We start from the raw sequence: 14,337 nt of genomic DNA, 5'->3' as shown, positions 1-14,337 counted from the left end.
CCGTGAAAATGCGCCCAGAAAAACGCAGCTGGTCTTCTCGGATTACACAACCGGGACAATCCACAAATCTGCTGGGTTAAAGACGAACGGCTCTCGTGTTTGCGCTAGATCAATTCAACCTGCCCGGGAACCGATACTGTTTTGCACATGCCAAAACCGCTCGCCGACTGAGCTGTTGCGGCTGCGTGGCTTGGGAGGTCCGGACACCTCCTCGCCACGCTCCTCGCGAAAGGGTGATCCAGTCAGAAACCAAAACTGCCGTCCTCAAATCTTCCTTGTTGATGAGACGAGCGCGCGCACGACCGCAGCAGCGCAAGTGGCCTCAACTGACGCATGGCTTGAGGCATGGCTTGCCCGCTTCCTGCAGGTCCTCAGACAACTTGGAAAGCGAGGCTCCGCCTAACGCAAACCGGTCTGAATTCCCAGAGAGACAGAAGCACGTTGTAGCGCAATACGCGCTGTTTGCGCCAAACCTTCGGCTCTAGGGTACATTGACCGGTGGCATGGATGCGGTTGGGCGCGGCACGAAACCAATCTGATGCTGGCTGCGCGCCGCCAGCATAATCACAAAGGTCACAAAGAGGATTAGCAGGCCGCGCATCTAAAAAAGGCTCCAATATCGGTAGCCGATATATGAATTCGTTGACGTGAGTGCCATAGCGGCGCTCCTGCGCGCGTAGGCCGTCGCCATCGACACGGCCGTACCGGCTAGGAGGCCGATATCATCGGCCTGGGGCTCTCGAACACCATGGGAAAAATCGACGCTCGCAAGCTTTCGAGCGCGCACTCTTCCTCCGACAGGCGTCTGCAGACGTACTGCCGGTCGTGTTCGGTGAGCTTGGTCTTCAGCAGTCTTCGGTGGCGCTGGATGGCGCTCAGATGTGTGCGCATGCGCGCCAAATTGTCGTCCATCATGGCCGTCTCCTTCCAATGCTCGTTGATGATGCTTTCGCTTGCCTGATCGGCCTGAGCTTCCGATCAATTCAAGAAGGTCAGTCGGCTCAAGCGAAGCAGCCGAGAGCGAGAGCGCTTGGTTTCGCGTTCGACAACTAGTTGAGATCCAATCCGTGCTCAGCCGGTCTGAAATGTGTCCCGGACCCATGCCGCTTGATCCAGTCCCGTTCAACCGCCAATGTCAGGCCCGTTTGGAAAACGCCGCCGGTGCGGCTGGCATCGCAGAGGAACTGGCCGTTGGTTGGGCTCGATGCCGCCGGCGATCGCTTGCGTGCCGCGGCTTCCGGATCGGCGAACGGGTGGCCTGCACCGAACTTCATCCAGCTTCGCCCGGACCTGAAAAGATCGATGCGGGCGGCGCGGTACGCGGAATCGGCAGCGGACGCTCCGTCGGGCGTGGCGCCCGCGCCAGATTTCCGCCCTTCACGTCGTAGCTGCCGGCCAGCTTCAGCAACCGCTGCCTGGTGAACGGATCGGCCCGCTCGGCGAGATGACGCGCCTGCTGCGCCAGTTTTCTGTAGAATTCACGCCCCATAACACACTCTTACTGGCCGCCCGGGATCCTTGGGCGTGGCGTCAAGCCGTCGCTCCGGAAGACTGCTGATCCAAATTACTCATGCCAGCCCTCTCAAATCTGAGATATTCCTTTATTTGCGCCGCAAGACCGCTAAATGCCCTGCAGTCACGATGGAAAAATGCGTTCTTTGGTTGCAACAGCAGGAATAGGGCGCGGCATCCGAAAGTCTTTTTGTTAGCCCATCGAAGCAGCGCGGCGCAGCAAGAGCTGCTTTCGTCGACACATGCCGGGCATTTTGTTTTTGAACCGATCGCATCTGCCGATGAGGTCTCAATCAGTTCGGAGAATATCGTGTTTCGTGGACGGTGACTTGGGCGAGCAGCAGGCTGAACTAGACCCGCCAAAGCTTCGAGGCAGTTGCGCGCTTGCAAAAAAATCGATGCGTCTCGGAGCGAGGATCGACTGGCCTGAACGCTCAAGGCGCTCTTTGAAGCGCAGCTGCCACGGACCGGCAATTGGTCTGCCCGGAAGAGGGAGAATTCCGCGGTACTTCGGCCAGATGCGTGCGCGCGGTCGCAGCTTCGCTGGATCCTATCGGAAAATTCAAATGTGGCCGGGACCTGCGTTGCCGGTGACCAATGCCGGGACATCATCCGCCTGGAAGGGACGATGAATAGCCGCCTTCGGAAGAGCGCCAAAAGATCTAATGACGCTTTCATCCAGCCGGAATCCATTGATCCGCGGCGCGGGCCTCGCGATGTTGCCCGCACACATGCGTCCAAGCATGGCTAGGCAGAGGTCTTGCATTTCTCGATTTACGCCTCCCAGCGCGCCAAAGACATGCCCACTCTCGGCCCTGATCGGGGTTTCAATGTTGTCGAAGTAGTTGCCCTCAATCAGGCCTTGAACAGATGGTCCGGCGTCCAGCGCGTGGAAGAAACCATTGCGCTGCAGCAGCTCGGTGTTGTGGAAGTAGTTGTTCACCAGGTGAATGACCGACCGTAGACCGTCAATGTGCGGAGCCCGTCCGGAGACCTCATGGAAGTAGTTGTTGGCAACCGTGATCGACTGAGGACTGCCAAGAAAAAGAAGGTTCCAGTAATGCGCTCCGTTGCAATAAGAGGAGTAGTTATCCCTGCCATCAAAATCGTTCCACGAGACCGTGATATTCGTCGTCTCCCCAAGGCCGCCGGCAATCATCTGGCGCCCGATGTTATGAAAACGGTTATGATCGATCCAGACCCGGTTCGCTCGCGCAATCGCAATCGCATCGCCCGCGAAGACAATGCCGGGATTGATGTCAACGATGGTCAGGTTGCGGACAATGACGTTCCTCACACCATTCAGTCGCAGTCCCTTGCCCCTGATTGTAGCGCTCGATCCGACGCCAATCACGGTCTTGTTTGATCCGACCTCCAAGGGATGTTTGCCCGCTTTATCGAAGCTTACTTCCATTTTGAGCTTGCTATCGCAGTGCGTGTCGAGCCCATCCAAGAGGAGAAGCGATTCACCCTTGTAGGGCGTCTGACAGGTGTTGCTGTATTGGCAACCCGGACCCTCGCCGCGCCCTTCCGCTCCTGTGAAGTCTATAGTCCCGACAATCTGGACAACGCGCGGACTATCGTCCTTGCAGATACCGGAGCTATACGAACGACACAATTGATAAGTCAGATCTTTGAGTGAGTTGACCTGAACAACTTCGCCTCCCAGGCCGCCCGTGGTTCCAGCACCAAATCCCTCTGCGCTGTCCCATCTCGGATTGCTCGCTGCGATAGCACCGGAGATCCCAACAATGCCGGCGAGTCCAGCGAGCATCCCCAATAACTGTTTCAGCTGGCACACCGCTTCCTCGTAGACATCGACTCTCCATCGGCAAATGAAAGAAACGTTGAAACGACCCATCGTCTGATCCAACGGCCAGCCACGCGGATCGAGTCTTTGTGGCATTGTTTGCATCCCGGCTCGACGGTGCCGATCCTGTGATCCATCTAACTGCACCAGCCTAGCATGTCACAAGAAAAATCTGGAACGTAGCGCACACGTTCCGTGGTCTGGCGGTGGATGGCCCATTCCCATAAGATTCAAGTCTGCCAATGATTGAGCGGCCCACCCGGTCCGCAGAGGTCTGCTGATCAATTGGATCGCTGCCAACGTCAGTCGCAACGAACTTCAACATCACCTGGATAAGCCGATCCAGTGAGTCTCGTGATGTGATCTACACAGGACGGATGACTACAGGAGAGAGCGGTCGAAGTCATCGCCTTCCGTATTTTGTCGTACCAGGGTTGTCGGATTCAAGACATTCGCTGCGTGGCACTCAAGAACGACAGACAAAGAAGCCCGCAAATCCGCACCAAACACACGGTCTTCTACAACTATTCACAGCGCGTTGGGAGCGGCACGCGAGTTGCTGAGGTGAGCAACGCGGCTGCTAGATCGCAGCGCGCGATTAAGTGTTCGTTTTAGGGAGCAAAGACAGTGGCGACTGGAAGCGTGAGATGGTTCAACCCGACTAAAGGCTACGGCTACATCGCGCCGGACGATGGCGGCCGTGACGTGTTTGTTCATATCTCTGCGGTGCAGATGGCTGGCTTGGTCCTACTCCCACAAGGAGACAAGATCAGCTATGAACCAAAGATCGGCCGCTCGGGGAAAATATCAGCCGAAAACCTGCGCCTCATCTAGCTTCTGCTTTGGCAAGCGGGGGCTGAGGTCAGGGGCCATATTGGCGTGCGCCTTGTGCTTTCATGACTTGGGTTCACTTTTCCAAAGTAAGTCTCTGGCGACGCTTATCCCATAGGGATATCGATCATCGTTTTCGAACGAAGGGCCGGCTCCCAGCCGGCGTCAATACAGTTGCCAGTTGGGAAGCTTCGCCAGCAGATATCGCTCGACGGCTTTGTTCTTTGTCCGGCCGCGCTTGAGGCGCAGGCGAAGCCGGGTCAGCATGTCGGGTTGGCGATGGCAATGTCGCGGGACTACCCGGAGCAGAGTGTACCAGCGTGGGCGCCGAGAATTACCAAGCATACATATCAATAACGCGGCGTCACTGACGTTGATGGCCGGGACAAGCCCGGCCATCAACGTGCGCCAATCAGTCTGACTTCGGCCCCGGAACGCCGGCAGGCAGCGCCGCGGCTTGCGGTGCGCGGCCGACAATGACGGTGAGCAGGCCCTGGCCCCACAGTCGCTTGGCGGCCGCCTTGGCGTCGTCCAGCGTGACCGCATCGACAATGGCGTTGCGCTTCTCGATATAATCGATCGGCAGCTGATCATGCTGATCTTGCAGCAGCGCATAGGCCAGCTTGGAGGAGGTGTCGAGCGCCAGCATCTGCGAGCCCTTGAGGTACGACTTGGCCTCGTCGAGCTCTTTCTGCGTCGGGCCCCCCTCGGCGATGCGGCGTACCTCCTTCTCGACGACGTCGATGGTGTCGCCGGCGCGGTCGGCGCGCGTGCCAGTATTACCGATGAACAGCGCCGAATGCTGCATCCATTGCAGCGAGTCGAACACCGAATAGGCGAGGCCCCGCTTCTCGCGCACCTCGCGATAGAGCCGCGAGGACATCCCGCCGCCGAGGATGTGACTGACGACATAAGCTGCCATGAAGTTCGGGTCGTTGCGCTTCACGCCGGGACCACCGAAGGTGATCACGGTCTGCGGCACGTCGAGCGGCACGAAGGCGCGCTGTGGCGGCTTTGCAGCTTCGACGTCGGGGACCGGCGCCAGATTGGCCTTGGCTGGCAGGGCGCCGAAGGTGTCGTCGAGCAACTTGCCGAGAGTGTCTGGATCGACGTCTCCGACGACCGTGACCTTCAGTGTGTCCTTGGCCAGCACGCGGCCGACATAATCCTTCATGTCGTCGATCGTGATGGCCGGCACGCTCTCCAGCGTGCCATTGGTCTGCCGTCCATAGGGATGATCGCCGAAGGTCATCTCCAGGAATTTGCGGCTCGCCAGCGACGTCGGATCCGTCGTCTCGTGGCGCAGGCCGGCGATCACCTGCGAGCGGACGCGCTCGACGTCGGCGGTGTCAAAACGCGGCGAGGTGAGCGCCGAGCGCAACAGGTCGAAGGCCTCGTCCTTGTTGTCGGGCAGCATGCGCAGGCTGCCACGGAAGGTGTCGCGGCTGGCGCTGAAGGAGAGCACGATGGCGCGGCGATCGAGCCGCTCATGGAACGTCTTGGAATCGAGATGGCCGGAGCCCTCGTCGAGGAGGTCGCCGACGAGATTGGCGACGCCGGGCTTGTCCCTGGGATCCTGCGCCGAGCCGCCGGCGAAGGAATATTCCATCGCGATCAGCGGCACGGTTGCGTCCTGGACGAACCAGGCCTCGATGCCGCCCGGCGAGATCAGGCGCTGAATCTTTGCGGCGGCCTCGGAGGGGAAGATCTGAGTCAAAGTGAGCGCTGCGCCGGCGGCCAACGACAGAACGATGCGTCGGGAGTGAAGGAAGGGATGGGTCACGAACGTTTCTCCTCGCGCCTGGTGGTAGTCTTTGCGCCAGTCTTGGCTGTGCTGGTGTCCTTGATCAGATAGCCGGTGACCGAGCGCTTCTTATCGAGCCATTTTTGCGCAGCTGCACGGACCTGTACGTCGGTGACGCCGCGAATTCGGTCCGGCCAGCTTCGGATGTCCTTGACGGAGAGCCCGGTGCTCAGCGCGCCGCCATACCAGCCCGCGAGCGCCGCCTGGTCGTCCTGGGCGTAGATCGCTCCTGCAATGAGCTGCGTCTTGACTCGCTCGAGGTCCTCGGCGCGGATCGGGTTCTGCGCGATGTCGGCGATGACGCCGTCGATCACCTGCTCGACCTCGGCAAAGCCGACGCCGGCTTTCGGCGAGGCCGAGACCGAGAACTGGGTCGGATCGAGCGAGATGCTGGAATAGCTGGCGCTGGCGGAGACCGCGAGCGGCTTGTCGGCGACGAGGGCGCGGTACAGATAGGAGTTGCTGCCGCCGCCCATCAGCTGCGCAAGCACGGCGATTGCCGCGCTCTCCCCGGGAGCGACCGTCGTCGCCGAGGGCACGAGGTAGAAGCGCTGCAGGACGGGCTGCTCGACGCGCGGGTCGGACAGCGTGACAGTGCGCGGGGCTTCCGGTTCAGGCTCCTGCGGGCGGACGCGCTGCGCCGGGATCGCGGGCTGAGCGGGGATGGGGCCGAAATTGCGTTCGACCAGCGAGCGGACTTCAGGGAGTTCGACGTCGCCGGCGATCACGACAATCGCGTTGTTCGGCGCATAGAAGCGGCGATAGAAGGCGAGCGCGTCCTCGCGACCGAGCTTCTCAATCTCCTGATGCCAGCCGATCACGGGCCGGCTATAGGGATGATTGAGATAGAGCGCGGTCGTGATCTGTTCGCTCAAACGCTCATTGGGACTGTTGGCGACGCGCATGTTGTATTCCTCGAGCACGACGTCGCGCTCGGGCAGTACGTTTTCGTCCTTGAGGATGAGGCCGTTCATACGGTCGGCCTCCAACTCCATCACCGTCGGCAGCTGCTTGCGCGGGACGCGCTGAAAGTAGCTGGTGTAATCAAGTGAGGTGAACGCGTTTTCGTTGCCGCCGACGCGAAACACGGTCTTGGAAAATTCGCCGATCGGGTGCTTTTCCGTGCCCTTGAACATCAGATGCTCGAGAAAGTGGGCAAGCCCCGATTTGCCGGGCGTCTCGTCGGCGGAGCCGACCTTGTACCAGATCATCTCCGTGACCACGGGCGTGCGATGGTCCGGGATCACCACGACCTGAAGCCCGTTGCTGAGCGTGAAGCTGGCGGGCGGCGCCGACGTGAGCGTCGTCTGGGCAAATGCGCTGCCGGTCGAAAGACTGCAACTGGAGAGCAGTGCAGCAAGAACGCAAGCCGCCGATCGGTATGAAGGTGTTGGGATTCGTGGCAACATCCGACCCCAAAGATCCCAGGAGAAAGCACGATAAAGCGCTCGGCATTTGGCTCTATTATTGCCATCGACATAGTTCGTCAGCTGCTGGATCGGCATGGCTGTTCAAAAGCTCCATTGCGGTTCGTCAGGAATGAGGATGAGTGATGAACAAATTTCATCTCTCGGTGGCTCTAGACTCTCCGATCATCCAATCGAGAGTCTTTGCGTGTCCGCAGGACTATGTCGGTCCAACGCGATGCCCATTCCCCAAAGCATTAGCCGTGCCAAAAAGAAAGCTTCGCAAATACAAAGATCAGCTCGCACAAGCGATGTTGCGTCTCCGACATGGTCGTACATCGGACAACGCCAATCTTCATTCCAACATGGTTCAGGGAAGTGAACGCCTTTCAGACCCACCACCGCCTTCAGAAATAGAGCACGAGACTGATGGTGCCGCTCGAATTCTGACGCAAGTCAACTGCCCTCACACGGCACCCACTCAGTGCACAGTACTGGAACGATAATGATTGCTCGTCACCGAAGCGGCCTGGTAAATCCGCATCGTGGTAAGCCGCGCAATCGGACCCTCGCGCTAGTGATCCGGTGTTGCATTCACGGATGCGTCGCCCCTCTAGCTCATGTGATGCGCTCACCTTTTGTTGTTTCGACTAGGCGGAGCTGCGCAGCATGACTCTTTGAGAGGCTGACGCGAAGATTGTTCTGGAGCAGCCGCGCGAGCCTGCACCGTAGAAGTCATTGACCAGCAACGGCGCGCTGTTGTCATATTTGATTACGAATATCGGTAGTTGACGGCGACGCAGAAGTCAGCGCCCATCACCCGTTTTGCCAATATCCATTTGCAGCGTATGACCTTGGGTCGCATCCTTGCGGCGTCTTGGCCGAAATCCCTCTGATGCATGCGTGGGAATGACTGTAAAAGCGCCAAGTACGAACTGCAGCTCGCCAGCGAACTGAAGGGCGCCGCGCCAACGTCAATGATGAAATCTGCGGAGCAGCGTTCACTTCGAAAAGAATGAACTTGAATCGCATGCTGCGTCAGGTTGTAGGCTTCGTGTCTCGACCGAACCACATCATGCAAACCTCGATCGCAAATCGAAAGCGAACGCCAATGCCAGCCCTGGGAGTGAACGGGTGTCTAAAGCAAGCTCGCCGACAAAGTCGCAAGCTGGAGCGCCAACGCTCTCCGCTCCCGATGATGATCCCTATCTTTGGCTGGAAGAGATAGAGGGCCGGCGCGCGCTAAACTTTGTCGAGCGGCAGAACGACAGGACGTTGCGAGCGTTTGGCGGCGCGACCTTCGAGCGGGATCGCGACGTGCTGGCGTCGATCTACGATCGGCCGGATAATATTCCCTATATCGCGCGGCGTGGTGGCTATCTCTACAATGTCTGGAAGGACGCCAGCAATCGACGAGGCCTCTGGCGACGGACCACGCTAGACGAATTTCGCAAGCCGAACCCGTCCTGGGAAATCTTGCTCGATGTCGACCAGCTCGCGGCAAAGGAAGGTGAGGACTGGCTTCTGAACGCGACGGTTTCACTGCCGGGAGATCATCCGCGAACCATTGTGAGCCTGTCGCGCGGCGGCAGCGATGCCGTCGTCTTGCGCGAATTCGACCTCAATGCGAAAAGCTTTGTGGCCGACGGCTTCACCCTGCCGGAAGCGAAGAGTAGCGCCACATGGGTCGATCCCGATACGCTGCTGTTGTCCAGCGCGCATGGCGACGGCATGGCAACCACATCGGGCTATCCGAGGACAGTGCGGTTGTGGCGCCGCGGCGAACCCGTGGATCGCGCGGCCGTGGTGTTCGAGACGACGCCCGATCGCATGTGGGCCTTTTGCGAAGTCGATCGGACTGGAAAAAGGCCACGCGTCTGGTTCTTCGATCAGCTGGACTTCTTCAATCTTGACGTCTGGCCCGGGACCGAAACCGGCGCGAGCGTGAAGCTCGATCTTCCCTCCGACATCTGGCTCCGGGCGCACCGGGACTGGTTAATCGTCAAATTGCGCTCGGCATGGAGGATTGCCGGCGTCACCCACGCGCCTGACACCGCGCTTGGCATATCGCTGTCGGCCTTTCTCGCCGGCGATCGCAACTTCACGGTCATTTTCGCGCCGCGCCCGCGCCGCGCGCTGCAGGGATTTTTCTGGGCCAGCGGCAAACTCGTGCTTTCGATCCTCGACGAGCTGCGCCCTTCATTCGAGACTTGGACGCCCTCGTCTGCGGGCTGGAGCCATGAGGAGCTGCGCGGCCTTCCCGGCATCGGCGTCGTCGACGTGTGGCCCCTCGATTGCGATCGGTCCGAAAGCAACGGCGACCTGCTTGCCTGTGTCCAGGATCCGCTCACGTCGCCTTCGCTGATGCTGATCGAACGGAGTGTCTCGAGCCCAATCGTGCTGAAGCAGGCGCCAAAGACGTTTAGCCCCGAGGGCCTTGTGGTTACGCAGCACGAGGCTATCTCGATCGATGGTGAGCGGATTCCATATGTGCAGACCGGTCCCGCCGCGGAGAGCGGCAACGCGCCGGTCCATATGAGCGGCTACGGCGGCTTCGGACTTTCCATGAGGCCGTACTACAATTCGGCCCTCGGCAAGCTCTGGTTGGAGCGTGGTGGCACGACCGTACAGGCGAACCTGCGCGGTGGGGGCGAGTTCGGCACACGTTGGCACGACGCCGGACGGCTTGCTGGCAAGAAACTGTCGCATGATGACTTCGCGGCCGTGGCCGCCGATCTGGTGCGTCGCGGCGTGACTGAGCCGAGGCGGATAGCCGCCGAAAGTGGGTCGAACGGCGGCATCCTCATAAGCAACATGCTCACGCGCTATCCGGCGCGGTTCGGCGCATTGTTTTGCACGATTCCTCTGATCGACATGCGTCGCTACACAAAGCTCCTTGCCGGTGCGAGCTGGATCGCGGAATTTGGTGATCCCGACAAGCCTGCGGAGTGGGAATGGCTCAAGACGTATTCCGCCTATCATGCGGCAAGACCGAGTCAAAACTATCCGCCGATCCTGATTGCCACCACGCGGCGCGACGATCGGGTTCATCCGGCGCACGCCCGCAAGATGGTCGCGAAACTGCAGGTGATGGGCTACGAGGCTTATTTGTACGAGGCAGCCGCGGGGGGCCACGGCTATGGCAGGGACAACAAGGAGCGTGCCAGCTTTCAGGTGCTTGGTTTTCGGTTCCTGAGGAGCAAGATCGGCTGGTTGGATGAAGAGGCCTGAGCGAGCTTCACCCTTAACCTACGGCAAGCGCTGATCGCGCGGGGCTGAAATCTTGGGCGCAGACGGGGAGAGGGGTGCCGTCACTGCTCCAGGCTCTGGCGAAGGTGAGAACGCCATGAGAGTGGTGGAGGTATTCTACAGCGATAGTCGAAATGAGCGCGGCAAGGACATGCTCCGCCGCTTAGGCCTCGATGACCGGGCCGAAGTGGATCGGCCGGGCCGGCCAAAAGCACGGCACGGCCCACGGAACGCCTTCGCGGCATTTTGGCTCAAGGCGTCGCGTCCTGCTTCGACAGCCGAAAAAGAGCGCGAAAGCGGACAGTCCGCATCATTGCTGCGCTTGCGCAGGCGTGCTCCTGATCGGCAAGTTCGGCCGCCAAACCTTCCCGAGATCGTCGGGCGCAACGCCGCCGCGGCCATCACTGCGGCACGTCACAGCTGGTCGCGCTCGACGAGGCTCGATGAGCGGCTTCGAGCAAGTCAACGAATGACTCCGACCGGAGAACAGGATCGATGAGATGGCGCAAGATGGTGTTTCGACCAAAGCTCGGCACCTTCTTTAGCTTCCCCCAAATTCGAGGGATGCCTGCAACCGTGGTCGAGGAAACAAACGATCCGTTCGTCGCAAATATAAGAAAGCTGGTTTTTCAACCACGACAAAAATGAGTGCGTCTTCGACTCGCGCCGTAGTTCATTCTCTGAGACTATTGGTGCCAACCGGTTCGTTCATAGTGGTGGGTTGATGAGATCGAATGATGTCTTCGACGAACTCCACAACTCCGATCCACCCGGCACGATGCGACATGCGTGCCGTTTTGTTGACCTAATTCACATCGTGTCCTCGTGCTGACACCGGCGATCGTGAAACACTTAAACGATTGTTTGGCGTCGCATTAAACACCCGCCGGCCCGCTCGCATGGACCAAAATGCTACCTGCGTCAATTGGCCGCCAGTTTGATCGAGCTCATCTAGCTCGCCAAGCAAAGCAGGATTCCACCGAACGACTCATAGGGGCGCCGCATCGGATGCGGAATGTGTTTGGTGACCCGGCCGTTGCGTTGGCCAAACAGCGCTCTAGCTTGAGGCCGGATTACAATCGAAAGCTCGCGTAGATCAGCGGGAAGGCAGGTTTCGATTATGTCTTGAGCCAGAACCATCAGCTAAGCGCCAAGTGAAAATCTAGCGACCTCTCAATGGTGTGAACGAAAGCGTCATTGGACTTTCAAAGTAACATCATATCTACTTTGAGTTGATGGCTGCGGCAGCTTCTGTCTCCGTTGCTGCCGCTGAACCACGTGGTGGAGGATGTGACATGGTGAAGACGAGTGAGGTGTCCGTCGATGATGCCGCAACGGTGACTCAGATGGTCAGTGCTCTGCTTGCCGAACTTGGGGCCGGTCACGTGCAGGCCGGAGTAGATACTCGACTGGTTGCCGACCTGCTGGCCATGAAAGAGCGCATCTCGGGGTTTCTTGCTTTTACGGAGGAACGCCCCGTCGGCCTCATCATGCTATCGGAAAGTGCCGCCGTCTTTGCGCGCGGAACCTACGGCATTATCACTGAGCTCTACGTGGTGCCTGACCAGCGATCATCTGGTGTTGCGATGGCGCTCATCGACGCAGCCGTTACCCTTGGGGCGACAAAAGGCTGGGGCCAACTTGAAGTCGGGGCGCCAAGGCAGCCGATGTGGAGTCGCAGTCCCAACTCAGCATTGTACCTGAAGCTCGGCTTCTCAGAGATTGGCCCGCGTCTCAAATTGCCATTGCACGGCTTAGCTGGTCCACGTGGGCAGGGTAGTCCTGCGGCCCCATCGGGGCTAGATCCTCGGCGGGGACGCACACCGCGGCGCCGTACCCCGAATTCATCCGATGCAAGAGTTGCATAAATTGTGCGTAGCACATTCGGTGGATTGTGGCGGCTATGTCGTGCCGCCAGGCGAGGTTGATCTCTCACGGGGAAAGGCGGACATGCTCATTGGCGTCTTACACGACCGGATCGAGCATATGCCTAGCTAAGCCCTTCGCGGCTTTTAATTGAAGCCTGCAAACGTGGAGGGCCCTCAGCCGAGCCATTCTTGCAGGCAAGAACTCCGACGGTGACTTCTATTTCTGACAACTCCATTTCGAATTGGACCGGCCTGCACGATCAATCGCCATCGGATCGATCCTTGCGCTGGCGAATGCGTATGATGTCCCTATGGCGGCAGGACGATGCAATACCCATCTCGCGAAGACAGCCCATACGCCGGTAAATTCCGGCAAAGGGAGTCCCGGGCCGCGATCAAAAGCCTCGGTGGCGATGATTGCCGAACGTTCGCATTCTATAGACACCTGTTCGACCTCCCCCACGATCAATTATGTTACCACCTTGCGGTTTTCTTCGGGCGTCCGAGTCTTCAAATGAAATGCACACACCCTGAAGACGAGATCAGGACGCGAGTTAACGGTTGCCCTGCGCACAAGCGGGCCCCACAACGTAAGTTATCCATTGTCGCGATAAAGTTAGGCTCGAGACCGGGTTTGGAGTCTGCGTCTTTCTATTCACGATGCAGCATTTGTGCGTGATACCGCGTCTTGCGCAAGAAAGCGTTGAACGATTGAGGAGCGCTGGAGTGAAACCCACGATCTCTTTCATGCAGCCGCCGATTCGCAGGCCAAAGCGCAAGCGGAAAGCTGCATTTGACTGTCCGCGAAAATACCGGCATCTCGCGACAACGGGCTGAACTCGACGGGCCCCCGTGCAAGCCACGACTGGATATCTAAATATCGGATAGCGAGGCATACAGCCCTGCTGTTGGTTCGCTCTCGAACAGCTCCGAGCCGTTTTGCGGCGAAGAAGCGCCGAAAGCGGACAGGCGCTCCCAATAACGCTCGTGCAAGGAGATCCCTGGAGTTCGACGAGAGCGATCTTGCCAAGATGGCAACTCCCTTTGGCACCGCTCACTCTTTGGATCGCAACTTCGGATCGTTCAGTTTCAAGGAAATATGGGTATCAGGGGCTCGCCGCGCCGGCTTGTTAATGCGCCTTATGGGATAAAACCATGCGCTCAGACAAAGTTGCGCAAGGCTGCACGCTCGGCTCCGGGTACTCTTGACCATTGCCCTTTATCGCGTCACGAGAAAAACCAACACGGATGAGAATGGCAGGCTCAGGGATGACGAATGTGATTGATCAAGTGAACAGCTTGGAACCACCCTCTGTCTTGCACAGGTCGTCAAGACGTTTTGCGTCGGTCTTCGCGCTCGTGGCGGTGTCCATCGGCCTGTGCGCCGGAGCAGCCTATTATTGGATCAGTGTCGAAGAGTTTTTCGAGAAGCCGTCGGCTCATGAAGTCGTCCCAACGACAGGCCTGTCACCTGAAGATAGGGAGGCACTTTTGGAGATTCGGTCCGAGCAGCAGAAGGCAAGTGATCAAATTGGAGAGATCAATCGTAACATCGGTGCGCAGCAGGACGATTTGAAACGCATGGCAGATCAGATCGAGGCGCTGACATCGAGAATTGAGTTGTTGCAGAAACCGGCCGTCGCTGCCCCCGTTCTTCTCGCGCCTTCTTCTCCCCCGCCTTCCCATCCCGTTTCGAGCCCGGCCAAGCGAGCCGTCCAACCCGCTAAGCCAGAAGGGCCGGTCTCGGTCGGGGGTAAGCCACTGATCTCCGAACCGAGCACGAACCAGCGTTGATGATCAGGCGACGCCTTTCGCGAAGGATGTTGTGTTTCGGCGAAACCAAGACTGGCTGCGGGA

11 protein-coding genes are annotated in these 14,337 nt (G+C 59.0%); 5 read left to right on the top strand and 6 right to left on the bottom strand.

The window, feature by feature from the left end:
* Positions 1–708: 708 nt before the first annotated feature.
* The 4 genes from ACFDR6_RS30085 to ACFDR6_RS30070 form a co-directional block, all read right to left on the bottom strand.
* Positions 709–915 (bottom strand): hypothetical protein, encoded by a 207-nt coding sequence (locus ACFDR6_RS30085; protein ID WP_027544430.1) that lies wholly within the window; start codon positions 913–915, stop codon positions 709–711.
* Positions 916–1,049: 134 nt separating this feature from the next.
* Positions 1,050–1,274: a hypothetical protein gene (locus ACFDR6_RS30080; protein ID WP_375860525.1), complete on the bottom strand. Its 225-nt coding sequence runs from the start codon at positions 1,272–1,274 to the stop codon at positions 1,050–1,052.
* Complete coding sequence (locus tag ACFDR6_RS30075; RefSeq protein WP_375860524.1) at positions 1,271–1,489, bottom strand: hypothetical protein; 219 nt, start codon at positions 1,487–1,489, stop codon at positions 1,271–1,273. The genes ACFDR6_RS30080 and ACFDR6_RS30075 overlap by 4 nt, the downstream gene beginning before the upstream one ends.
* Before the next feature lie 585 nt (positions 1,490–2,074).
* Positions 2,075–3,373, bottom strand: coding sequence for a pectate lyase family protein (locus tag ACFDR6_RS30070; RefSeq protein ID WP_375860523.1), 1,299 nt, complete (start codon positions 3,371–3,373; stop codon positions 2,075–2,077).
* A 576-nt stretch (positions 3,374–3,949) separates the two neighbouring features.
* Here ACFDR6_RS30070 and ACFDR6_RS30065 point away from each other — a divergent pair.
* Complete coding sequence (locus tag ACFDR6_RS30065; RefSeq protein WP_375860522.1) at positions 3,950–4,156, top strand: cold-shock protein; 207 nt, start codon at positions 3,950–3,952, stop codon at positions 4,154–4,156.
* Between the two features lie 409 nt (positions 4,157–4,565).
* On the opposite strand, the gene ACFDR6_RS30060 is transcribed toward ACFDR6_RS30065, so the two are convergent.
* A complete protein-coding gene (locus ACFDR6_RS30060) occupies positions 4,566–5,936 on the bottom strand; it encodes a M16 family metallopeptidase (protein ID WP_375860521.1) in 1,371 nt (456 codons plus the stop codon).
* Positions 5,933–7,366, bottom strand: a complete 1,434-nt coding sequence (locus ACFDR6_RS30055) for a M16 family metallopeptidase (protein ID WP_375860646.1) — start codon at positions 7,364–7,366, stop codon at positions 5,933–5,935. The genes ACFDR6_RS30060 and ACFDR6_RS30055 overlap by 4 nt, the downstream gene beginning before the upstream one ends.
* Before the next feature lie 1,131 nt (positions 7,367–8,497).
* On the opposite strand from ACFDR6_RS30055, the gene ACFDR6_RS30050 reads away from it, so the two are divergent.
* The 4 genes from ACFDR6_RS30050 (at position 8,498) to ACFDR6_RS30035 (ending at position 14,274) form a co-directional block, all read left to right on the top strand.
* Complete coding sequence (locus tag ACFDR6_RS30050) at positions 8,498–10,594, top strand: prolyl oligopeptidase family serine peptidase (protein WP_375860520.1); 2,097 nt, start codon at positions 8,498–8,500, stop codon at positions 10,592–10,594.
* 115 nt (positions 10,595–10,709) lie between these two features.
* The gene (locus tag ACFDR6_RS30045; protein WP_375860519.1) at positions 10,710–11,111 is read left to right on the top strand and encodes a hypothetical protein; all 402 of its coding nucleotides are present in this window, start codon (positions 10,710–10,712) and stop codon (positions 11,109–11,111) included.
* A 796-nt stretch (positions 11,112–11,907) separates the two neighbouring features.
* Positions 11,908–12,480 carry a GNAT family N-acetyltransferase gene (locus tag ACFDR6_RS30040; RefSeq protein WP_375860518.1) on the top strand — a complete coding sequence of 191 codons (573 nt, stop codon included), beginning with the start codon at positions 11,908–11,910 and terminating at the stop codon, positions 12,478–12,480.
* 1,269 nt (positions 12,481–13,749) lie between these two features.
* Entirely contained in the window at positions 13,750–14,274 is a 525-nt protein-coding gene (locus tag ACFDR6_RS30035; RefSeq protein WP_375860516.1) for a hypothetical protein, read from the top strand.
* Positions 14,275–14,337: the final 63 nt, after the last annotated feature.

Origin of the sequence: Bradyrhizobium tunisiense (assembly GCF_042263385.1) — a bacterium.
Lineage (GTDB): Bacteria > Pseudomonadota > Alphaproteobacteria > Rhizobiales > Xanthobacteraceae > Bradyrhizobium > Bradyrhizobium tunisiense.
This window is presented reverse-complemented; position numbering and strand designations above follow the sequence as displayed.